General features: G+C 70.7%; 16 protein-coding genes and 1 pseudogene. 11 read left to right on the top strand and 6 right to left on the bottom strand.

What is annotated here, in order from left to right; genetic code table 11:
* The first annotated feature begins 152 nt into the window (after positions 1–152).
* The 3 genes from ABZ635_RS02995 (at position 153) to ABZ635_RS03005 (ending at position 2,478) form a co-directional block, all read left to right on the top strand.
* The gene (locus ABZ635_RS02995) at positions 153–947 is read left to right on the top strand and encodes an AfsR/SARP family transcriptional regulator (protein WP_357757977.1); all 795 of its coding nucleotides are present in this window, start codon (positions 153–155) and stop codon (positions 945–947) included.
* A 212-nt stretch (positions 948–1,159) separates the two neighbouring features.
* A complete protein-coding gene (locus ABZ635_RS03000; RefSeq protein ID WP_357757980.1) occupies positions 1,160–1,519 on the top strand; it encodes a RidA family protein in 360 nt (119 codons plus the stop codon).
* A gap of 92 nt (positions 1,520–1,611) precedes the next feature.
* Positions 1,612–2,478: a tyrosine recombinase XerC gene (locus ABZ635_RS03005; protein WP_357758365.1), complete on the top strand. Its 867-nt coding sequence runs from the start codon at positions 1,612–1,614 to the stop codon at positions 2,476–2,478.
* 97 nt (positions 2,479–2,575) lie between these two features.
* Here ABZ635_RS03005 and ABZ635_RS03010 read toward each other — a convergent pair.
* A pseudogene (locus ABZ635_RS03010) lies at positions 2,576–3,172 on the bottom strand (peptidoglycan DD-metalloendopeptidase family protein); the annotation flags it as partial.
* Positions 3,173–3,334: 162 nt separating this feature from the next.
* Here ABZ635_RS03010 and rpsB point away from each other — a divergent pair.
* The 6 genes from rpsB to ABZ635_RS03040 all read left to right on the top strand — a co-directional run bounded on the left by rpsB (position 3,335) and on the right by ABZ635_RS03040 (position 9,092).
* A complete protein-coding gene (gene rpsB / locus ABZ635_RS03015) occupies positions 3,335–4,273 on the top strand; it encodes a 30S ribosomal protein S2 (protein ID WP_357757983.1) in 939 nt (312 codons plus the stop codon).
* A 136-nt stretch (positions 4,274–4,409) separates the two neighbouring features.
* On the top strand, positions 4,410–5,246 hold the full coding sequence (tsf, locus tag ABZ635_RS03020) for a translation elongation factor Ts (RefSeq protein WP_357757986.1): 837 nt from the start codon (positions 4,410–4,412) through the stop codon (positions 5,244–5,246).
* A 223-nt stretch (positions 5,247–5,469) separates the two neighbouring features.
* Positions 5,470–6,213 (top strand): UMP kinase, encoded by a 744-nt coding sequence (gene pyrH / locus ABZ635_RS03025; protein WP_357758368.1) that lies wholly within the window; start codon positions 5,470–5,472, stop codon positions 6,211–6,213.
* Between the two features lie 65 nt (positions 6,214–6,278).
* The gene (gene frr, locus ABZ635_RS03030) at positions 6,279–6,836 is read left to right on the top strand and encodes a ribosome recycling factor (RefSeq protein ID WP_357757989.1); all 558 of its coding nucleotides are present in this window, start codon (positions 6,279–6,281) and stop codon (positions 6,834–6,836) included.
* A gap of 3 nt (positions 6,837–6,839) precedes the next feature.
* Positions 6,840–7,793 (top strand): phosphatidate cytidylyltransferase, encoded by a 954-nt coding sequence (locus tag ABZ635_RS03035; protein ID WP_357757993.1) that lies wholly within the window; start codon positions 6,840–6,842, stop codon positions 7,791–7,793.
* A 117-nt stretch (positions 7,794–7,910) separates the two neighbouring features.
* Positions 7,911–9,092, top strand: coding sequence for a pyridoxal phosphate-dependent aminotransferase (locus ABZ635_RS03040; protein ID WP_357757995.1), 1,182 nt, complete (start codon positions 7,911–7,913; stop codon positions 9,090–9,092).
* 73 nt (positions 9,093–9,165) lie between these two features.
* Here the strand turns inward: ABZ635_RS03040 and ABZ635_RS03045 are convergent, their stop codons facing one another.
* Positions 9,166–10,596 (bottom strand): APC family permease, encoded by a 1,431-nt coding sequence (locus ABZ635_RS03045; protein WP_357757998.1) that lies wholly within the window; start codon positions 10,594–10,596, stop codon positions 9,166–9,168.
* A 273-nt stretch (positions 10,597–10,869) separates the two neighbouring features.
* Positions 10,870–12,990 (bottom strand): 1,4-alpha-glucan branching protein GlgB, encoded by a 2,121-nt coding sequence (glgB, locus tag ABZ635_RS03050; protein ID WP_357758001.1) that lies wholly within the window; start codon positions 12,988–12,990, stop codon positions 10,870–10,872.
* 10 nt (positions 12,991–13,000) lie between these two features.
* On the opposite strand from glgB, the gene ABZ635_RS03055 reads away from it, so the two are divergent.
* Positions 13,001–13,297: a hypothetical protein gene (locus ABZ635_RS03055; protein ID WP_357758003.1), complete on the top strand. Its 297-nt coding sequence runs from the start codon at positions 13,001–13,003 to the stop codon at positions 13,295–13,297.
* Between the two features lie 150 nt (positions 13,298–13,447).
* On the opposite strand, the gene ABZ635_RS03060 is transcribed toward ABZ635_RS03055, so the two are convergent.
* The 3 genes from ABZ635_RS03060 to ABZ635_RS03070 all read right to left on the bottom strand — a co-directional run bounded on the left by ABZ635_RS03060 (position 13,448) and on the right by ABZ635_RS03070 (position 18,820).
* The gene (locus tag ABZ635_RS03060; protein WP_357758006.1) at positions 13,448–14,827 is read right to left on the bottom strand and encodes a phosphotransferase; all 1,380 of its coding nucleotides are present in this window, start codon (positions 14,825–14,827) and stop codon (positions 13,448–13,450) included.
* 1 nt (position 14,828) lies between these two features.
* Entirely contained in the window at positions 14,829–16,748 is a 1,920-nt protein-coding gene (gene treS / locus ABZ635_RS03065; RefSeq protein WP_357758009.1) for a maltose alpha-D-glucosyltransferase, read from the bottom strand.
* A gap of 104 nt (positions 16,749–16,852) precedes the next feature.
* Positions 16,853–18,820: an alpha-1,4-glucan--maltose-1-phosphate maltosyltransferase gene (locus ABZ635_RS03070; RefSeq protein ID WP_357758012.1), complete on the bottom strand. Its 1,968-nt coding sequence runs from the start codon at positions 18,818–18,820 to the stop codon at positions 16,853–16,855.
* Positions 18,821–19,487: 667 nt separating this feature from the next.
* Between ABZ635_RS03070 and ABZ635_RS03075 the strand changes: the two genes are divergently transcribed.
* The gene (locus tag ABZ635_RS03075; RefSeq protein WP_357758370.1) at positions 19,488–21,962 is read left to right on the top strand and encodes a transglycosylase domain-containing protein; all 2,475 of its coding nucleotides are present in this window, start codon (positions 19,488–19,490) and stop codon (positions 21,960–21,962) included.
* The last annotated feature ends 43 nt before the right edge of the window (positions 21,963–22,005 follow it).

Below are 22,005 nucleotides of genomic sequence, written 5' to 3' on the forward strand. Positions count from 1 at the left end.
ACTGCCTGGTTGCGCCGAACAGGTCCTTCGACCTACTTTCATCACGTGCTGAAGGTGACCGCTGGCAATGACTGGCCACGTAAAGTAGTGATAGAGCTGGCCCGTTCCGGACGCACGGAGATGGGTACGGCACTTCCCGAACAGGAGGCGACGTGATTGAGTTCGGGATTCTGGGGCCGCTGGTCATTTATCGGGACGGAGTTCCGGTCGTGCTCAGGGCCCCCATGTTGCGCCGTCTGTTGGCCGTACTGCTCAGCCAGGGAGGGCACCGGCTCTCCCTGGACGAACTGGCTGATGCCCTCTGGGAGGGAACGCCCCCGGACGGGGCCCGCAGTACCTTGCAGGTGTACGTCCACCGGCTGCGGAAAGTGTTGGACGACGGTGGCCGCCTGGTGCGCGACGGGCCGGGTTACCGCCTGGAGTTGTGTAGCGCCGAGGTGGACGCGCGAAGATTCGAGACGACCGTTGTTCACGCCCGCCGGGCACGCGGTCGGAGAGAACTCCGGCAGGCCTCGGAAACGTACTGCCACGCCTTGGCGCTGTGGAGGGGAAGACCCTATTCGGACATTCCCAACAGCGGGGTGGTCGCGAACGAGATTCGGCGACTGGAGGAACTCAGGCTGTTGACGGACCAGGAACGCATCGAAACCGACCTGGACCGGGGACACCACGCCCGGATGGTGCCCGAACTGACCGAACTGGCCGCCGCGCACCCGTACCGGGAGCGGCTGCTCGCCCTGCTGATGCTCGCGTTGTACCGGTCGGGGCGCCAGGCCGAGGCGCTGGGCATCTACCGGGGGGCCCGGCTCCGGCTGTCCAGCGAACTGGGGGTGGAGCCCACCGTGCCGCTCAGACGGCTCCACGAGGCGATCCTGCGGGCCGACGGCCAGCTGCTCAGGATCACCTCCGAGGACCTCGACACCCAGTGGGAACCGAGCGCCGCCTAGCGGCCCACGGGGGAGAGGCGTCCACGGGCCCGCCGTACCCGACCAGCCACACGATCCCGCCACGGGGGCACGGGGCCGACTCCGCGACCGGCCCCGCGTCCCCGGGTGCGGACCGTACGGGCCCGGTCGGCTACGAGAGCCGCGACCGAACCGGTGGCCCGCGGGACCCGCGACCAGGGGTACCGGCGGTCGGGCCGGGGTACGGTTCGACCATGGCCAGAACCTACAGCGACGCCCTGGTGGCGGACGGACCGCTCCTGTTCGTCTCCGGGCAGGTCCCGGTCGCCCCCGACGGCGACGTCGCGGGCGACGCGGGCGGGCAGACCCGCCAGATCTTCCGCAACCTGGAGGCCGTTCTGGCCCGGCACGGGGCCGACCTCACCCACGTGGTCAAACTGACCTACTACCTCCGGCACATCACCGACCTCGACGAGTTCCGCATCGCGCTCCTGGACTCCCTGCCCGAGGACCACCTCCCTGCGGCCAGCCTGGTGGAGGTCAGCGGCCTGGTGGACCCGCGCTTCCTCGTGGAGATCGACGCCGTCGCCAGCCTGCCCCGGGAGGGCGCTTGACCACGCCCGCACCCGGGCCGGGCGACGAGTACGGGCCGGGTGACGAGCCCGCCCCCGCCACCGGACGCGCCGGCCCCGGCGCCGAGGTCCTCCTGGAGCGCTTCTCCGCGCACCTGTCCGGCGAACTCGGCCGCTCCCCGCACACCGTGCGCGGCTACCTCGCCGATCTCACCTCCCTCCTAGCCGATCTCGACGCACGCGGTCGGACCGCGTCCGACCTCGACGTCCCCCTGGTCCGCGCCTGGTTGGCCCGGGCACGGGCCGCCGGGGCCAGCCGGTCCACCATCGCGAGACGGGTGGCGGCGGTCCGCGCCCTCACCCGCTACCTGCACCGCGAGGGAATCCTGGCCACCGACCCGGGTCCCCGTCTGGCCACCCCCCGCCAGCGGCGGGCCCTGCCCACCGTCCTGGACGAGGACCAGGCGGCCCGCGCACTGGAGGCCGCGGACCCCACGACCCCCACGGAGCTGCGCCGTCACGCGGTGGTGGAACTCCTCTACGCCACCGGTATCCGGGTCGCCGAACTCTGCGCCCTGGACCTGAGCGACCTCGACCGCTCCCGCGACACCGTGCGGGTGCTGGGCAAGGGCGACAAGGAGCGCACGGTCCCGGTGGGCGCCCCCGCCCTGGAGGCCGTGGACGCCTGGACCGCCCGGGGGCGGCCGGAGATGGTCGCCCCGACTCCGACCCGGGCCCTCTTCCTGGGCGCCCGGGGCGGTCGCCTGGGCGTTCGTCAGGCCCGCGAGGACGTCCACGCCCACCTGGGCGCCGTCGGCGCGGACTCCGCCCCGCACGGGTTGCGGCACAGCGCCGCGACCCACCTGCTCAACGGCGGCGCGGACCTGCGCAGCGTCCAGGAGTTCCTCGGCCACTCCAGCCCCCGCAGCACGCAGATCTACACCCACGTCTCCGTGGAGCGCCTGCGCACCGCCTACCAGCAGGCGCATCCCCGGGCCTGACCCGCTCCTCGGCAGACGGGGCCCCGTGGGGGAGGAGACCGCGCAGGGGCAGGAGGCGGACCCGGCCCCGGCCCAACAGGTGCAGGGGGTCGAGGTACTCGGTGCCCCGGAGCAGGCCCCAGTGCAGGCAGTGCCGGTCGGGGCAGTGCCGGGGCTCGTCCGAGAGCCTGCCCAGCGGGGCGTCGCCCACCGGGTCGCCCCGTGCGACGGAGGCGTCCACGGGCAGGTAGGTGGTGCGCAGGTCCCCGTGCGAGACGCTCACCACCCCCACACCCGCGACCCGGCCGGCGAAGTGGACCCGCCCCGGACCCGCCGCCCGGACGTCCTGGCCCGGTACGGCGGCCAGGTCCACCCCCCGGTGCCCGGGTAGCCAGGGCCGCGCGGGCGGGTCGAAACCGCGCAGGACCTCGGCCGGGGGGTCCACCGGCCAGCGCCAGGGCGCCCCGCCCTGGGCCGCGTACGCGGTGCGGTGCGCGAGGACGGGCAGGAGCAGGAGCGAGAGCGACAACAGGAAGTGCCAGACACGGCGAGGGCTCATGTTCCCAGCGTGCGCTCCGCGCCCCGGTTCCGCCACCGGAGGGACCGGACCTGTGGACAACCGCCGCCGAGGGCCCGCCCCGGGGCGCCGTCCCCCGGAGCGATCTGCCTGGGCACGGACCTGTTCCGGGGTGTGCCGCGCGGAGGATAGAATCATCTGTGGTCCGCTGGACCAACCACAATACGCACGCCCACCCGCCTCCTCAGGGAGGGGCCGCACCCACGGTCCACACCGCTTCGGCGGCGTGGCGGTACGGCCGGGGCGTCAGGATCAACCGACGGCGGAGCACCCCTTCGCCACCGCAAGGAGGACCAGGTCATGGCCACAGTCGTGACGATTCGCCAGCTCCTGGAGAGCGGCGTCCACTTCGGGCACCAGACCCGTCGCTGGAACCCCAAGATGAAGCGCTTCATCTTCACCGAGCGCAACGGCATCTACATCATCGACCTCCAGAAGTCGCTGGCGTACATCGACCGCGCCTACGAGTTCGTCAAGCAGACGGTCGCCCACGGCGGCACCATCCTGTTCGTCGGTACCAAGAAGCAGGCGCAGGAGGCCATCGACGAGCAGGCCCGCCGCGTCGGCATGCCCTTCGTCAACCAGCGCTGGCTGGGCGGCATGCTCACCAACTTCTCCACCGTGCACAAGCGGCTCCAGCGCCTCAAGGAGCTGGAGGAGATCGACTTCGACGACGTCGCCGGCTCCGCGCTCACCAAGAAGGAGCTGCTGAACCTTCGCCGTGAGAAGGACAAGCTCGAGCGCACCCTCGGCGGTATCCGCGACATGTCCCGCGTCCCCAGCGCGGTGTGGATCGTGGACACCAAGAAGGAGCACATCGCGATCAGCGAGGCTCGCAAGCTGAACATCCCGGTCGTCGCCATCCTCGACACCAACTGCGACCCGGACGAGGTCGACTACCCGATCCCGGGTAACGACGACGCCATCCGCAGCGTCAGCCTCCTCACCCGCGTCGTCGCCGACGCCGTCGCCGACGGCCTCATGGTCCGCTCCGGTGCCTCCGGCGCGACCGAGGAGAAGGCCGCCGAGGAGCCCCTGGCCGAGTGGGAGCGCGAGCTCCTGGAGGGCAAGTCCGAGACGGCTGCCGCCGAGGCCGCCGCCGAGCAGGCCCCGGCCGAGACCGCCACCGTGGCCCCGGCCGACGAGGTCGCCGCCGAGGCTCCGGCCGAGGTCACCTCCGAGGACTCCCCGGTGGACGCCCCCGAGCAGGCCCCCGCCGAGGACAAGACCGCCGAGTAGTCAGCGGTCCCTTCCGGGGACACCGTTTCCCGTGCGCCGCCCCGCCCCTCGTGGGCGGGGCGGCCCGTGCGGTGCTCATCCCGGGGCGCTTCACTTCCAGTACAGACTTCACTCCAAGGGAATCGCGAGAACAGGCATGGCGAACTTCACCGCCGCGGACGTCAAGAAGCTGCGCGACGCCACCGGCGCCGGCATGATGGACTGCAAGAAGGCCCTGACCGAGGCCGACGGCGACTACGACAAGGCCGTCGAGGCCCTGCGCATCAAGGGCGCCAAGTCCGTCGACAAGCGCGCCGACCGCACCGCCGCCCAGGGCATGGTCGTCCTCAAGCAGGAGAGCGAGGGTAAGGCCACCCTCATCGAGCTCAACTGCGAGACCGACTTCGTCGCCAAGAACGCCGGTTTCATCGAGCTGGCCAACCAGGTCGCGGACTTCGTCGCCGCCCAGGACGGCGACGACATCGCCGCCATCGCCGCCGCCGAGATCGAGCCGGGCAAGAGCCTCCAGGCCTACATCGAGGGCAAGAGCGCGATCATCGGCGAGAAGCTCGAGTTCCGCCGCATCGCCAAGTTCGACGGTGCCTACGTCGCGAGCTACCTGCACAAGTCCGACCCGGACCTGCCCCCGAGCATGGGCGTCCTCGTCGAGCTGGACAAGAAGGACGAAGAGGTCGGCAAGGACCTCGCCCAGCAGATCGCCGCGCTGGCTCCGCAGTACGTCAGCAAGGACGAGGTCCCGGCCGAGGTCGTCGCCAACGAGCGCCGCATCGCCGAGGAGACCACCCGCGAGGAGGGCAAGCCCGAGCAGGCGATCCCGAAGATCGTGGAGGGCCGCCTCAACGGTTACTTCAAGGACGTGACGCTGCTCGGCCAGCCGTTCGTCAAGGAGAGCAAGAAGACGGTCCAGAAGGTCGTCGACGAGGCCGGTGTGACCGTCAAGCGCTTCGTTCGCTTCAAGGTCGGCCAGGCCTAGGGACGAGGTCCGGTGGCGTGTTCCGTGAGGGCACCCACCGCACACACCCTGGGGTTTTGACATGATGGAGGTGCCGGGGAGACGTCTCTCCCCGGCACCTTCTGGTGGATATGGGCGGATGCGGGGCGTCGTGCCCCCACCGCCCGCAGCAGGAGCACTCGGGGGACCCTGTGCCACTCGGGGAGAACAAGGGAGGCCGCAGGCCGTGTCGGAGAACGAAGCGATGACCACCGAACCCGCCATGCACGATTCCGGTTGGAAACGCGTGATGCTCAAGCTCTCGGGGGAGGCTTTCGCGGGCGGGGGCGGTCTCGGCATCGAACCCGACGTCGTCCAGTACGTGGCCGAGTCGATCGCCGAGGCGGTCTCCGAGGGCATCCAGGTCGCCGTCGTCGTCGGCGGCGGCAACATGTTCCGCGGCGCCCAGCTCACCGAGGGCGGCATCGAGCGCGGCCGCGCCGACTACATGGGGATGCTCGGCACCGTCATCAACTGCCTCGCCCTCCAGGACTTCCTGGAGCGCCTGGGCGTGGACACCCGCGTGCAGACCGCGATCCACATGAGCCAGGTCGCCGAGGCCTACATCCCGCGCCGCGCCATCCGCCACCTGGAGAAGGGCCGCGTGGTCATCTTCGGTGCCGGTCTGGGAGCGCCGTTCTTCTCCACCGACACCACCGCCGCCCAGCGCGCGCTGGAGATCGGCGCCCAGGCGGTTCTCAAGGGCACGCAGGTCGACGGGGTCTACGACGCCGACCCGCAGCGCAACCCGGACGCGGTCAAGTTCGACAAGCTCAACTACAACGAGGTCCTCACCCGCGGCCTCAAGGTCATGGACGCCACTGCCGTCAGCCTGTGCATGGACAACGGGCTGCCCATCGTGGTCTTCGACCTCATGAGCCAGGGCAACATCCTGCGCGCCGTCCGCGGTGAGAAGATCGGCACCATCGTCGGCCCCGTCCCCGCCTAACGGCGGACGGTCGGCCCGCGACCCCCAAGCCACGAACACCCAGCCGAGAACCCGGGAGCGCCACAATGATCGAAGAAACCCTCCTTGAGGCCGAGGAGAAGATGGAGAAGGCCGTGGTCGTCGCGAAGGAGGACTTCGCCACGATCCGCACCGGCCGGCCCACCCCGGCCACCTTCAACAAGATCACCGTCGACTACTACGGCGCCCGCACGCCCATCAACCAGCTGGCGTCCTTCTCGGTCCCGGAGCCGCGGATGGTCGTCATCTCGCCGTTCGACGTCAACTCGCGCACCGAGATCATCAACGCGATCCGCAACAGTGACCTCGGCGTCAACCCCTCCGACGACGGCCAGGTCATCCGCGTGGTGTTCCCGGACCTGTCCGAGGAGCGCCGCAAGGAGTACGTGAAGGTCGCGCGCACCAAGGCCGAGGACAGCAAGGTCTCGATCCGCAACGTGCGCCGTCGCGCCAAGGACAGCTTCGAGAAGGCCGTCAAGGCCGGTGACCTCGGTGAGGACGAGGCGCACCGCGCCCAGGCCGATCTCGACGAGCTCTCCCAGAAGTACGTCGCCTCCGTCGACGAGCTGTTGAAGCACAAGGAAGCGGAACTTCTCGAGGTTTAGCCGGTGACCACACCTTCCAAGGGCTCCGGAGGCGATGACCACTCGCCGGAGCACAGACCCGACGACACTCCCCCGTCCGGGGCGGAGACCCCCTCCCCGGACACGGCCGCCGGGCAGCGCTTCGTGCTGCACAAGCCGGGAGGTGAGCCGGTCAGGACCGGCCGCAACCTCCCGGTGGCCATCGCCAGCGGGTGCGCCCTGGGCGCGCTCGTCTTCTTCTCGATCTTCCCCTGGCCGCAGCTGTTCACCATCATCACCTCGCTGGGGGTGCTGATCGGGCTGCGCGAGCTCAACCGGGCCTTCGGAGGCAAGGGCACGACCCTCGCCGTGGTCCCGTTGGCGGTGGGCGGCGTGGCCATGCAGGCCGGAGCCTACTTCGGCGGGGCGGACTGGTTGGCGGGCATCGCCGCCCTCACGGCCGTCTCCTGCCTGGTCTGGAGGTTGAGGGGCGGGGCAGAGGGGTTCGTCGCCGACGTGTCGGCGAACCTGTTCGTCCTGATGTACCTGCCGTTCCTGCTGGCCACGTGGATGCTGCTCATCGCGCACCCCGAGGACGGCCAGTACCGGCTCGTGGTGTTCATCCTCGTGACGATCTCCAGCGACATCGGCGGGTACTTCGCCGGAATCCTGCTGGGGCGGCACAAGATGGCTCCGGTGATCAGCCCGAACAAGACCTGGGAGGGCTTCGGCGGCTCCGTGGTGGGTTGCGCGGTGGCGGGCGCGCTGTGCGTGACCCTGCTGCTGGGCGGCCCCTGGTGGGTCGGCGTGGTGCTGGGCCTGTCCGTGGTCCTGGCGGCCACGGTCGGCGACCTCATCGAGTCGCTCTTCAAGCGTGACCTCGGCGTCAAGGACATGGGCCGCTTCATGCCGGGCCACGGTGGTCTCATGGACCGCATCGACTCGCTGCTCATCGCGGGTCCCGTGGTCTGGATCGTACTGAGCCTCCTCCTGCCGTGACGGCCGGGTCGGGCCCCCGACCTCGTGGCACCCCCTGACGAACCGGGTGTGACGAGGTCGGGGGCCTTCGCCGTGCCCAAGGGTGCCGCGGAGGAACGGGGTGGATACGCTCGACGGGTGGAAGAACCTCTGATCGAACGCATGCGCCAGTACGGTGAGACCATCTTCGCCGAGATGACGCGCCTGGCCGTCGAGACCGACTCCGTCAACCTCGGGCAGGGATTCCCCGACACCGACGGACCGCGCTCCCTCCTGGAGGGCGCCTCCCGCAACATCATGGCGGGGGTGAACCAGTACCCGCCGGGGCCGGGCCGCCCGGAGCTGCGCGACGCCGTGAGCCGCTACCGTGCCCGTCACTACGGCCTGGAGTTCGACCCCGAGGCCGAGGTGTACGTGACGGTCGGCGCGACGGCCGGGATCGCCGCCTCGATGCTGGCGCTGGTGGAGGCCGGTGACGAGGTGATCGTCTTCGAGCCGATGTACGACTCCTACGCCGCGACGATCTCCCTCGCCGGAGGGGTGCGGCGCCCGGTGACGCTGCGCCGGGAACCGGAGAGCGGACGCTTCACCTTCGACCCCGCCGAGCTGCGCGCGGCGGTGACCCCGCGCACCCGGCTGATCATGGTCAACAGCCCGCACAACCCCACCGGCACGGTGTTCACCCCCGCCGAGCTGGAGGAGATCGCCGCGGTCTGCCGTGAGCACGACCTCATCGCGGTCACCGACGAGGTGTACGAGTTCCTCACCTTCGACGACCGCCGTCACGTGCCGCTGGCCACGCTGCCGGGCATGCGTGAGCGGACCCTGTCCATCTCCTCGGTGGGCAAGACGTTCGCCGTCACCGCGTGGAAGACCGGCTGGGTCACCGGCCCCGAACCGCTCGTCCGCGCCGTGCGCACGGTCAACCAGTTCCTCACCTTCTCCGCCAACGGCGCGCTCCAGCTGGCCATCGCCGATGCCCTCGACCACGAGGGGGAGTGGATCGAACGGCAGCGGCTCGCGCTCCAGGGCAAGCGGGACCGGCTCGCCGAGGGCCTGACCCGGGCCGGGTTCGAGGTGAACGTCTGCGAGGGTACCTACTTTCTGATGACGGACATCCGCCCGCTGGGGTACACGGACGGCGTGGACGTCGCCCGGGCGCTGCCCCGTCAGGCGGGGGTGGCGGCGGTCCCCGCCAAGGTGTTCTACGACCGGCAGGACGAGGGGCGGCACCTGCTGCGCTTCGCCTTCTGCAAGAAGGACGAGGTGTTGGACGAGGCGGTCCGGCGCCTGGCCTCCTGGCACGGCTGGGTGAACTGACCCCGACGCACGCCGCCCCTCCGGTCCGCGTCGACGGGGCCGGAGGGCGCGGGAAGGTCCCGGGCCGGGCGGTTCAGAGGGCGGGGGATCTCCTTCCGTCCCGGGCGTCCATGATCTCGATGAGGCGTTCCTCGGCGTCCGGGCCCGGAGTGACTCGGGGAAGCCGCCACATGAGGACGGCGCCGCCGATCCACCAGGCCAGGACCATGACCCACTCGTGGGGCCAGCCCAGGGCGGCGGGCATGCCGGGCAGGTAGAGCAGGAAGAGGCCGAAGGCCAGCACGAAGGCGGTGACGCCCACGGGGGTCCCCGCACGGACCCGGAACGGGCGCTCCATCTCCGGTTCGCGACGGCGCAGCACCAGGAAGCACACGACCACCGTCAGGTAGGCGATGACGATGTTCAGACCGCCGGCGTTGACCAGCCACACGAGCATCGGGCGGCCGAAGAGCGGGGCCAGGACCGAGAGCGCCCCGATGAACAGCACCGCGTTGGCGGGGGTGCGAAAGCGCGGGTGCAGCTCCCCGAACCAGGAGGGGAGCATCCGCGACCGGGCCATGGCGTAGATGAGGCGGCTGCCGCCGATGAGGAAGGCGTTCCAGCTGGTGAGCAGCCCGGCCACGCCGCCCAGGACCAGGAGGTTGCCCATGGCGGCGCTGTTCCACATGGCGGCCATCGCGTCGGCCGAGGCGAGCTCGGAGCCCAGGAGGTCGGCGGCGGGCATCCCGGCGCCGGCGGTCAGCATCACCATCACGTACCAGGCGGTCGCGCAGAAGACCGAGACCACCAGGAGCGAGCCCACCAGGCGGTGGGGCAGCCTGATCTCCGAGGCGGACTGGGGGATGACGTCGAAGCCCACGAACAGGAACGGGACGGCGACCAGCACCACGAACATCCCGGACACCCCGCCGGTGAAGAGGGGTTCCATGTTCGCGGTGGAGCCGCCCACGAAGGCGCCGGTGAGCATCGCCGCGCCCGCCGCGAGCAGGAACAGGACGGTGACGCCCTGGAAGACGCTGGCCGGTCTGATCCCGACGTAGTTGAGGGCCGTCATGGCCACGGCGCTCAGCACCCCGATGGCGACGAGGCTGGCGTGCACGTCGTACCCGGCGATCGTCCACAGGTACCCGGCCTCGATGTCCGGGAACAGGTAGACGAGCGTCTGCGGGACGGCGACCGCCTCGAAGGCGACCACCGAGACGTATCCCAGGACCATCGCCCAGGAGGCCACGAAGGCGCCCTTGGGGCCGATGGCGCGCATGGCGTAGTGGTGTTCTCCGCCCGCGTGCGGCATGGCGGAGACCAGTTCGGCGTAGGTGAGGCCGACGAAGGCCATCACCACGCCGCCGATGACGAAGGCCAGGGCGGCGCCGCCGCTGCCCGCGGCGTCGACGAAGTCGCCGGTGAGGACGATCCAGCCGAAGCCGATCATCGCGCCGAAGGCCAGGGCTAGGACGTCGGTCCTGCCCAGGACCCTGACGAAACCCGGACTTGTGTCGGACATGGGGGGCTCCCAACGGGTGGGACCCGTGTCGGGGACACGGGTGCGGGGGGAAGGAGACCACGTGGCTGCCCCGGGGAAGCGTCGCTCTGGCCGGTGGCGCCCGCGGGGGTCGTACGGAGTGGCCGGTGGTGGGGTGACGGGTTCTGTGTGACACGCGGGCCGGGGGAGGGCCCGCGGTTCCAGTAGACCCCGAACCCCCGGGCGCGCGAAAGCCCCGGGCCGCCGCCTGTGGACGGCGCCCCGGGGCACGTTCCCGCCTCCCCTACGGAGGGGTCAGCGCTCGGGCTCGAACCAGACCGCCCCCAGCGGGGGCAGGGTGATCTCGGCGGAGAACGGCTGACCGTGCCACTCCTGGGCGGAGGCCTCCACGGAGGCCGGTGCCGGGTGGCCGGAGCCCCCGAAGCGCGCGTCGTCGGAGTTGAGCACCGACGTCCACCGGCCCTCGGAGGGCAGCCCCACGCGCCAGTTCGGACGGGGGACGGGGGAGAAGTTCACCGCGCAGGCCAGTACCGATCCGTCCTCGCCGTGGCGCAGGTAGCTGAGCGTGTTGCCCTGCCGGTCGCCCCCGTCCAGCCAGCGGAACCCCGCCGGATCGGTGTCCAGCGACCACAGCGCCGGGCGCGGCCGGTAGGCGTGGTTCAGGGCTCGTACCAGCCTTTGCGCCCCCGCGTGGTGCTCGAACTGGAGCAGCCACCACGGCACCCCCTGCTCGTGCGACCACTCGTCCCCCTGGGCGATCTCCCCGCCCATGAACAGCAACTGCTTCCCCGGGTGCGACCACATGAACGACAGCAGCGCCCGCAGGGTCGCCGCGCGCTGCCACTCGTCACCGGGAGCCTTGTTCAACAGCGACTGCTTGCCGTGTACCACCTCGTCGTGCGACAGCGGCAGCACGTAGTTCTCGCTGTACGCGTAGACCATCGAGAAGGTGATGTCGTCGTGGTGGTACTCGCGGTGGACCGGTTCCTTCTTCACGTACTCCAGGGAGTCGTGCATCCAGCCCATGTTCCACTTCATCCCGAAGCCGAGGCCGCCCTGGTCGACCGGCCGGGTCACGCCCGTGTAGGCGGTGGACTCCTCCGCGATCATCGCGACGTTCGGGTTGCGCCGGTAGACCGTGCTGTTGAGCTCCTTGAGGAAGTCGACGGCCTCCAGGTTCTCCCGACCGCCGAACGCGTTCGGCTCCCACTGCCCGGAGTCCCGCGAGTAGTCCAGGTAGATCATCGACGCGACGGCGTCCACCCTCAGGCCGTCGATGTGGAACTCCTCCAGCCAGTACAGGGCGTTGGCCACGAGGAAGTTGCGCACCTCGGTGCGTCCGTAGTTGAAGATCAGCGTCCCCCAGTCGGGGTGTTCGCCTCGCCGGGGGTCCGGGTGCTCGTACAGGGCCGTCCCGTCGAAGCGCGCCAGCGCCCACTCGTCCTTGGGGAAGTGGGCCGGCACCCAGTCCAGGAACACCCCGATCCCGGCCCGGTGCAGGGAGTCCACCAGGTGGCGGAACTCGTCCGGGGAACCGAAGCGCGGAGTCGGGGCGTAGTACGACGTGACCTGGTATCCCCACGACCCGTCGAACGGGTGGCCCGCCACCGGCAGGAACTCGACGTGGGTGAATCCGAGGTCGACGACGTAGGCCACCAGCTGCTCGGCCAGCTCCCGGTAGTCGAGGCCGGGTCGCCAGGAGCCGAGGTGCACCTCGTACACGCTCATCGGGGCGCGGTGCGGTTCCACGCCCTTGCGCTCGGCCATCCACTGTTCGTCGGTCCACACGTGCTCGGAGGTGGTGACCACCGACGCCGTCGCCGGGGGCACCTGGGTGCGCCGCGCCATGGGGTCGGCCTTGTCCCGCCAGTGCCCGTCGGCGCCCAGGACCTGGAACTTGTAGAGGTCGCCGTCGCCCAGGCCGGGCACGAACAGCTCCCACACGCCGGTGGCGCCCAGGCTGCGCATGGGGTGCGCGGTCCCGCTCCAGTAGTTGAAGTCGCCGATCACCCGCACGCCGCGCGCGTCCGGAGCCCAGACGGCGAAGCCGGTGCCCGCGACCTCGCCCATGGGCCCGTCGACGGTGGTGGTGTGCGCGCCCAGCGCCCGCCACAGCTCCTCGTGGCGGCCCTCACCGATGAGGTGGAGGTCGAGTTCCCCCAGGGTGGGCGCCGCACGGTAGGGGTCGGCCTCGACCCGTTCCGGGCCGTCCTCCTCGTAGCGCACCGCGATCCGGTAGTCGGCGGTGCGGGCGGGGAGCTTGGCGGTGAAGACGCCACGGTGGCGGTGGGTCAGCGCGACCCGCGTGTCGTCGGGCAGGACGGCGTCCACCCCGACGGCGCCCGGGCGCAGGACCCGCAGGTCGCGGCCGTGCAGACCGAGGACGGAGTGGGGATCGTGGTGCCAGCCGTCCACGATCCGGTCGATGTCGGCGACCAGTTCGGCGGAGATCCCGGCGGTGGCGCGCGTGCGCTTGGCGGTCGGTTTCGGCGGGGTGCCTCCCGCCCTCTTCGCGGTACCGCCGGCGGCGGCTCCCTTCGGGTGCTTCTCCTTCGCCGCGACCCGCTTCGGCGCGGCCTCCTTGGCCGCTGCCGTCTTCGCCGTGCCCGCCTTCGGGGCCGCCCTCTTCGCGGCGGGTGCCTTGGCCTGCGTGCTCCTCGACTCCGTGCCCTTCGCCTGCGATCCCTTGGTGGCGGCCTTCCTCGGCGCCTTCGGCGGCTGATCGTCGGGTGTCGAGGACTTCCTGGTCGTACGCGGTGACAATGCGACTCCGTGGTGACTCGTCGTGGTCGGATGGCGTGAGGTCGTGACCGAGGGACGGCGGGAAGGGGACGGGGCGGCCGCCGCGGGTGAACGGCGGCCGCCCCGGTGGTCAGCCGGGAACGCGGGGCGCTCCGGCGGCGGTGGCGATGGACTCCAACGGAACCCGGAGCCAGTGGGGCCGGTTACGGGCCTCGTAGAGGACCTCGTAGACGGCCTTGTCGAACTCGAAGGCCCGCAGGACCGTCAGGTGCTTGTCGGGATCGGCTCCGCCCCCCTCGGCGTAGCCCCGGCAGAAGGCCTCCCGGTTGCGCCGGGCCCAGTCCCGGGCGGCCCACGCGAGCCCGGGATCGTCGTCCCGGTCGACCAGCAGGTACCCGGCCGCGTAGTCGAAGGAGCGCAGCATCCCGGCCACGTCCCGCAGCGGACTGGACAGCCGCTGGCGCTCGCGCACCGGAACGGTCGGTTCGCCCTCGAAGTCCAACAGCACCCACCCGGAGGCGGGCCGTATGACCTGCCCCAGGTGGTAGTCGCCGTGGATGCGCTGAATCGGCAGGGGCTCGTCCAGCCGGGCGAAGTCGGCGTAGGCCTCCATCACCCGTGGGGCGTGCTCGGCCAGTTCGGGGACCTCGGCGCTGGCCATGGCCAGGCGTTCCACCATGGCGTCGGCGAGCTCGCTCGCGGCGCTCGCCGACAGCACGTCGGTGGGCAGCGCCCGGGCCAGGGAGCTGTGCACCTCGGCGGTGGTCCGCCCCAGCCGGGCGGCCTCCTCGCTGAAGTCGGCCTCCACCCCGTCCAGCAGGGTGCGGACGTCGGCCGTGGCCATCACCCACCCGTCAGTGGCGTCCGGGACGAACGTCTGGAGCAGGGCGAGCGTGGTCGGGGTCGAGTGTCCGGACAGGTCCGCCTCGATCCACCCGCAGGGCCGCGCCACGAACGGAGAGCCCGACAGCGCCACGTTGAGCTCCAGGTCGGGGTTGTGCCCCGGCCAGAGCCTGCGGAAGGTCTTGAGGACGTACTCCCGGCCGTACACGAGCGAGGTGTTCGACTGCTCGCCCGTGAGCAGGCGCCCCGGACCGACGGCGTCCACGGTGGTCCCCGGCAGGGTGCGGAACCGCACCCTGCCGCGCCGTTCGGCGTCACCGCCGGAGGCGAACCTCTCCAGCAGCAGGGCCGTCAGCTGAGGGTCGTGGGCGGCGTCGTACACCACCCTGGGGCGGCTGCCCGAGACCTGGCACACGCCGATCGCCGCACGCGCCAGGTCGGGTGGCAGGGACCGGGGCGGGCGGGAACCGAGCAGCACCTGGTAACGGGAGCTGAGGCCGCGCTGCCCCGCCTGGACGACGAGGACGTTCAGGTCGGGTCCGCCCGGGCCGGCCGAGACCAGGGTGTACCGGCTCTCGACCCGCACCTGCTGGAGCGGTATCCCCTTGCCGGAGAACCACCGCTGCCGGGGGAGCCAGACCGCCAGGAGTTCTTCTAGCTGTGACATCTCAGTACCGCCCGTCTCCCTTCCCGCCGCCGTCCCCCTGCCGGGCACCGGACGCCGGGCCGGGCACGGAACGCCGGCCGGCGTCGAGGGCGTCCCGGGCACGGACCCCCGCCGAGGGCAGCCCGTAGGTGGGGGCGCCTCCGTGGTCGTCCGCCTCGGGCGCGCCGGTGCGCGCGGCGGCCGGGAGCTGGAACCAGTAGAAGCCGTGCCCGGGCAGGGTCAGCAGGTACGGCAGTTCGCCGATCTCGGGGAACGCCGTCCCGCCCACGCACTCGACCGGGCTGACCCCCGCGTAACGGGACAGGTCGAGCTCCACGGGCTGCGGGTGGCGGGACAGGTTGTTCACGCACAGCATGCGGTCGTCACCGTGCTCGCGGATGAACGCCAGCACGCTCGGGTTGGTGGCGTCGAGTTCGGTGAACGCGCCGGTGCCGAACACCGGGTGGCGCTTGCGGATCTGGATCATCCGGCGGGTCCAGTTCAGCAGCGAACCCGGGTTCTCGCGCTGGGACTCCACGTTGACCGCCTGGTACCCGTACACCGGGTCCATGATCAGGGGCAGGTACAGACGGGCCGGGTCACCCTTGGAGAAGCCCGCGTTGCGGTCGGAGCTCCACTGCATGGGGGTGCGGACCGCGTCGCGGTCGCCCAGCCAGATGTTGTCTCCCATCCCGATCTCGTCGCCGTAGTACAGGACCGGCGACCCGGGAAGGGACAGCAACAGCGCGGTGAAGAGCTGGATCTGGTTCCGGTCGTTGTCCAGGAGGGGCGCGAGCCGCCGCCTGATCCCCACGTTCGCGCGCATGCGGGGTTCCTTGGCGTACTCGGAGTACATGTAGTCGCGCTCCTCGTCGGTGACCATCTCCAGGGTCAGCTCGTCGTGGTTGCGCAGGAAGATCGCCCACTGGCAGTTGCGGGGGATCTCCGGGGTCTGGGCGAGGATCTCCGAGATCGGGAACCGCTGTTCCTGCCGCACCGCCATGAACATGCGCGGCATCAGCGGGAAGTGGAAGTTCATGTGGCACTCGTCGCCGCCGGACGCGAAGTCCCCGAAGTAGTCGACGACCTCCGACGGCCACTGGTTGGCCTCGCTCAGCAGCACCCGGTCCGGGTAGAGGCGGTCCACCTCGGCGCGCACCCGCTTGAGGAACTCGTGGGTCTCCTTGAGGTTCTCGCAGTTGGTGCCCTCGCGCTCGTACAGGTACGGCACGGCGTCCAGGCGGAACCCGTCGATGCCGAGGTCCAACCAGTAGCGCAGCACCTCCAGGATCGCCTCCTGAACCGCCGGGTTCTCGAAGTTGAGGTCCGGCTGGTGGGAGAAGAAGCGGTGCCAGTAGTACTGGCCGCGCGCCTCGTCGTAGGTCCAGTTGGAGGTCTCGGTGTCGACGAAGATGACGCGCGCCTCGTCGTAGGGCTCGTCGGTGTCCGACCACACGTAGAAGTCGCCGAAGGGGCCGTCGGGGTCCTCACGGGAGGCCTTGAACCAGGGGTGCTGGTCGCTGGTGTGGTTCATGACCAGGTCGGTGATGACCCGGATGCCCCGGCGGTGGGCCTCGTCCAGGAGCTCCACGAAGTCGGCGGTGGTGCCGAACTCGGGGAGGATCTTGAAGTAGTCGGAGATGTCGTAGCCGCCGTCGCGCAGGGGCGACTCGTACATGGGCAGCAGCCACATGCAGTCGATGCCCAGCCACTGGAGGTAGTCCAGCTTCCGTACGAGGCCCGTGAGGTCGCCGGTGCCGTCGCCGTTGGAGTCGAAGAACCCGCGCGCGAGCACCTCGTAGAAGACGGCGTGCTTGAACCAGTGGGGATCACTGGCGCCGCCCGTGGACATGAGCGGGCCGGTGGCGGCCCCGGTGGCCGGGGCGAGCGGACCGTGTTCGGTGTGCTCGTGGACGACGGGTCCGGGCTCGTCGTTGCTCATCTACTGCTCCCCACCAAGAAAGTTCGACGTCGGATCAACACGCGTTGCGCACGTGGGAGGGGAGGCCACCCGGCCCGGGTGGCGGCCCCGCCCGTCTGGGGCCGTCATCTGCCGTGGACGGTGAAGACGTGCGCGGGTCCGGTCGCCGGGTCGAGGCGGACGTAGTTGTCCGCCCGCCAGGTGTAGGCGCGTCCGGTCAGTTCGTCGGTCACCCTGAACTCCTCCTCTCGTGTGCGGCCGATCGACGGCGGGTCCAGGTGCACCGTGGCTTCGCGGGCGTGGTGCGGGTCGAGGTTGACGACGGCGATGACGACGTCGTCGGGCTCACCGGGGCCACCCGGTCGGCGCTTGGAGAAACACACCAGTTCGGGCCGGTCCACGTGGTGGAACCGCAGGTTGCGCAGTTCGCGCAGGGCGGGGTGGGCGCGGCGCAGCTCGTTCAACCGGGTGAGCAGCGGGGCGATGGTGGTTCCGGCGGCGTCGGCGGCGGCCCAGTCGCGGGGGCGGTACTGGAACTTCTCGGAGTCGAGGTACTCCTCGCTCCCGGGCGCGGCGGGGGTGTTCTCGCACAGCTCGAAGCCCGAGTAGACGCCCCAGGTGGGCGAGAGCAGCGCGGCGAGTACCGCGCGCGCCTCGAAGGCGGGGCGGCCGCCCTCCTGGAGGTAGGCGTTGAGGATGTCCGGGGTGTTGGTGAAGAGGTTGGGCCGCAGGTAGTGCGCGGTCTCCTGGCTGAGTTCGGTCAGGTACTCGGTGAGCTCGTCCTTGCCGTTGCGCCAGGTGAAGTAGGTGTACGACTGGTGGAAGCCGACCTTGGCGAGGGTGCGCATCATGGCCGGGCGGGTGAACGCCTCGGCGAGGAAGAGCACGTCCGGGTCGCTCTTGGCGACGTCGCCGAGCAGCCGCTCCCAGAAGGCGACGGGTTTGGTGTGCGGGTTGTCGACACGGAAGATCCGCACGCCGTGGCCGATCCAGTGCCGGACCACCCGGAGGCACTCCTTGTAGAGGCCCTCGAAGTCGTGGTCGAAGCAGAGCGGGTAGATGTCCTGGTACTTCTTGGGAGGGTTCTCGGCGTAGGCGATGGACCCGTCCGCGCGCGTGCTGAACCACTCGGGGTGCTCGGTCACCCAGGGGTGGTCGGGGGAGCACTGGAGGGCGAGGTCGAGGGCGATCTCCAGGCCGTGCTCGTCGGCCTCGGCGACGAAGGCGTCGAAGTCGGCGAGGGTGCCCAGGTCGGGGTGGACGGCGTCGTGGCCGCCGTCGGCGGAGCCGATCGCCCACACGGAGCCGGGGTCGCCCGGCCCGGCCTGGAGGGTGTTGTTGCGCCCCTTGCGGTGTGCGTGCCCGACCGGGTGGATCGGCGGGAGGTAGACGACGTCGAAGCCCATGTCGGCGATGGCGGGCAGCCGCTTGGCCGCGGTGGCCAGCGTGCCGGAGGCCTCCTGGCCGGGGGCGGTGTCGACCTGCGCGCCCTCGGAGCGGGGGAAGAACTCGTACCAGGAGCCGAAGAGCGCGCGCTCGCGGTGGACGACCACCCTGGTGCGCGGGGACCGGGTGACGAGTTCGCGCAGGGGGCGGCGTTCCATCTCCTCGACGACCTCGTCGGTGACGGCCGTCCCGAAGCGTTCCATCGGAGGGAGGGAGGTGTCGCGCAGCACCTTGGCGGCAGCGTTCAGCGCGGGTGTACGGGGGGTGCGGCGCGCGGCCCGAGCGAGGAGGAGCGCGCCCTCCTCCAGGACCAGGGCGGTGTCGGTGTCCAGGGGGAGCTTCACGCGCGCGACGTGCAGCCATGTGGTGAAGGGGTCGGTCCACGACTCCACCGAGAACGACCAGTCGCCCTCGCCGGGGAGGCTGATCTGCGCCTCGTACCGGTCGGTTCCCGGGGCGCGTTCCCGCATGGGGACCAGCGCCTCGCGGCGGCCCCGGGGCGAGTGGACGACGACACCGGCCGCGAGGGAGTCGTGTCCCTCTCGGATCACGGTGGCTCCCACGGTGAAGCGTTCTCCGGGAACGGCTTTCACCGGGCCGAGGTCGTTGTCGGGAGTGATGTCGAGGATGGGCAGGCGTCCGATCACTGGCTACACCGTAATTGTCGTGGTTCGGGCGTTGTGGCACAGCGCGGAAAGGGCCCGCGCCGGGAAAGAGGAAAGCAGGAGTGTGTTTCAAGGAATGGCGGGATCAACGAAGGTCCGGATCGAGAACTGTCCGGATTGCGGCTTGGGTGCCCGCCGCTGTCCATCGTCCGTCCTCACGTGGGGTTTGTCTGAGTGCCAGGGCCGCAGGCCAACAGTGATCCTCGTCACATCTCGCGCCGGGGGCAAGGTCCGGTAATTGCCGCGTTTCCCCTCGTGGGTATCGGCATTGCGGACAAAATATGGCAAGCGATTCCGGCGTCTCTGTGGTTGTTTTCGTATTCCCCATCACGAAAATTCGTAGCATTCGGGGCTCATGTTGGAGGTGTGTTCGGCCCGGGTAGGGATGTTGGAATGCGCCGACCAGTCGTGGGGCGGTGTTCCGGTCGTCCGGGTGTCGTGATCCCCTGTCATGGTTTGTGAACAATGAGGCATCTGTCAGCTTTGCCATGCATTTGAGAAGTTTTTCGCTAACTCTCCTGCTTTGGCGGACTTCCCTTTGCGCGACGGCTGAGAGTCTGGGCCACGCAGAGTTCGTGCCGTGTGACGCACGGGCAGCACACGGCCGGAGGGGGGCGACGTGGCGGAGTCGAACCGGGGAGACGCGTTCCTGGAGGCGTTCCGGGGGTTCCTCAAGCACGACCAGCCGAGGGACCGGCGGGAGGCGCTGCTCAGGCTGTCCGGGCTCGGGATCATCGCGGGGGTCCTGTCCGCGGCCCTGGTCATGCCCTGGGTGGGCGGCGTCGGGCTGGTCGCCCGGGACGCCGCGGCCGGTTTCATGTCCCTGCCCGGAGACCTGGAGGTCCCCAGTCTGTCCTCCCAGGTACTGCTCACCGCCGACGACGGCACCCCCTTCGCGGAGGTCGCCGAACGCGAACGCCGGGTGGTCGGCCTCGACCAGATCAGCCCGTGGGTCGGCGCGGCCCTCATCGCCGTGGAGGACGACCGTTTCTACGAACACCAGGGCCTCGACCTGCGCGGTGTCCTCCGCGCGGCCACACGCACCGCCCAGGGCGACATGCAGGGCGGATCGACCCTCACCCAGCAGTACGTGAAGAACCTCCTCATCGAGACCGCGGACACCGAGGACGAGGTGGACGGCGCCAGCGCGCGCACCCTGACCCGCAAACTCTCGGAACTGCGCTACGCCATCGACGTCGAGGACCGCCTCACCAAGGACGAGATCCTGGAGGGGTACCTCAACCTGTCCTACTTCGGCGCGGGCGCGCACGGCATCGAGGTCGCCGCACAGCGGTACTTCAGCGTCCCCGCGGCCGACCTCGACCCCGGACAGTCGGCCACGCTGGCCGGGCTGGTGCGCGCCCCCTCCTTCTACGACCCGCTCAACAACCCCGAGGACGCCCGGGAACGCCGCGACCTCGTGCTCGACCGCATGGTCGACACCGACGCGCTCGACGCGCGGGAGGCCGAGGCCCACAAGGCGAAGGACCTGGGCATCGACCCCACCCCGCGCGGGGGCAGCTGCGCGGAGAGCGACTACCCCTTCTTCTGCGACTACACGATGCGCTGGCTGCGCGGTTCGGAACTGATCGGGGACACCGCCGAGGAACGCGAACAGCGGATCGTCCAGGGCGGTCTGACCGTGCGGACCACGCTCGACACCGCCGCGCAGGACGCCGCGCAGGAGGCCGTCGACGCGCGGGTGCCGAGCGAGGACTCCACCAAGTTCGCCGCCCAGGCCATGGTCGAGCCGGGTTCCGGGCGCGTGCGCGGCCTCGTGCAGAACCTGCGGTACGGACTCGACGACGAGGCGGTCGGGACCACGTCACTCAACCTCGCGGTGGACCAGGCGGACGGCGGGACCTCCGGCTACCAGGCCGGGTCCACCTTCAAGACGTACACGCTGGCCGCGGCCCTGGAGAAGGGGATGGGGTACGGCACCAGCTTCTCCTCGCCGAGGAACATGTCCGTCAGCGGGATGAGCGACTGCGACGGGGACGACAAGGCCGCGTGGAGCGTGCGCAACGCGGGGGAGAGCGACGACGGCGACCACAACATGATCAGCGCGACCAAGGGGTCGGTGAACACCTACTTCGCCCAGCTCCAGAAGCGGGTGGGGCTGTGTGAGACCTCGGAGATGGCGGAGCGGGCCGGAGTGCACCGCGCGGACGGCGGCGATCTCGGGGTGTGGAACTCCTTCACCCTCGGGGACCAGGAGGTGTCGCCGTTGAACGTGGCCGCCTCCTACGCGACCTTCGCCGCGCGGGGTGTGTACTGCGAGCCCCGGCCGGTGCGTTCGGTGGCCGTCGACGGGACCGACGAGGAGCTCAAGACCGCGTCGGAGTGTGATCGCAGGGTCGAGCGGGACGCCGCCGACGGGGTCAACCACCTCCTCCAGCAAACCTTCGACGGGGGGACCGCGAACGGCCTGGACCTGGGGCGGCCGGCGGCGGGCAAGACCGGCACGACGGACGGCGCCGCCTACGCCTGGTTCGCCGGGTACACCCCGAACCTCGCCTCCGCCGTGGTCGTGGGCGACGTGCGGGGCGGTGAGCAGAACCCGCTCCAGAACGTGACGATCGGCGGGCGCCACTACGGGATCGTCTACGGCGGCACGCTGCCCGGGCCGATCTGGCAGGAGAGTATGCGGGGCGCCACCGCGCACCTGCCCGAGGACGCGTTCGCGAGGTCGCCGAAGTCCTTTGGCGACCCGAAGACCGAGCCGCCGGAGCAGCGGGGCGGCGACGACGCCGGGGACGGACCGGGCGGCGGGGGTGACGAGGACGACGACGGTGGCGGCACCGGAGGGACGGGCGGTACCGAGGGCGGCGCCGGTGAGACGGACGGAACCGGCGCGACGGGTGACATGGGGGGCACCGACGGCGCGGGTGAGACCGACGGTTCGGACGGTGTGGGTGGGACCAGCGGTACGGGTAGCACCGGGGAGACGAGTGGTACTGAAGGGGCGGGAGAGACAAGTGGTACGGGCGAGACGGGTGGAACGGGGGACACCGGCGCGACGAGCGGTACGGAAGGCTCGGGCGGTACCGACGGCACCGGGGGCACGAGCGGTACCGGTGGCGAAGGGGACATGAGCGGTACCGGAGGTGACGACGGTACGTAGGGCCTGAAACGAAGGCGCTCCGCTCCGCCCGTCGCCCAGTGTC

This window comes from Nocardiopsis sp. NPDC007018 (genome assembly GCF_040635075.1).
Lineage (GTDB): Bacteria > Actinomycetota > Actinomycetes > Streptosporangiales > Streptosporangiaceae > Nocardiopsis.

What these genes read in the sequence shown, in the direction of transcription:
- treS (WP_357758009.1), bottom strand. Translation starts at nt 16,748, where the DNA reads ATGAGCAACGACGAGCCCGGACCCGTCGTCCACGAGCACACCGAACAC.
- ABZ635_RS03045 (WP_357757998.1), bottom strand. Translation starts at nt 10,596, where the DNA reads ATGTCCGACACAAGTCCGGGTTTCGTCAGGGTCCTGGGCAGGACCGAC.
- ABZ635_RS03055 (WP_357758003.1), top strand. Translation starts at nt 13,001, where the DNA reads ATGTCGGCGACCAGTTCGGCGGAGATCCCGGCGGTGGCGCGCGTGCGC.
- ABZ635_RS03000 (WP_357757980.1), top strand. Translation starts at nt 1,160, where the DNA reads ATGGCCAGAACCTACAGCGACGCCCTGGTGGCGGACGGACCGCTCCTG.
- ABZ635_RS03060 (WP_357758006.1), bottom strand. Translation starts at nt 14,827, where the DNA reads ATGTCACAGCTAGAAGAACTCCTGGCGGTCTGGCTCCCCCGGCAGCGG.
- rpsB (WP_357757983.1), top strand. Translation starts at nt 3,335, where the DNA reads ATGGCCACAGTCGTGACGATTCGCCAGCTCCTGGAGAGCGGCGTCCAC.
- pyrH (WP_357758368.1), top strand. Translation starts at nt 5,470, where the DNA reads ATGACCACCGAACCCGCCATGCACGATTCCGGTTGGAAACGCGTGATG.
- tsf (WP_357757986.1), top strand. Translation starts at nt 4,410, where the DNA reads ATGGCGAACTTCACCGCCGCGGACGTCAAGAAGCTGCGCGACGCCACC.
- frr (WP_357757989.1), top strand. Translation starts at nt 6,279, where the DNA reads ATGATCGAAGAAACCCTCCTTGAGGCCGAGGAGAAGATGGAGAAGGCC.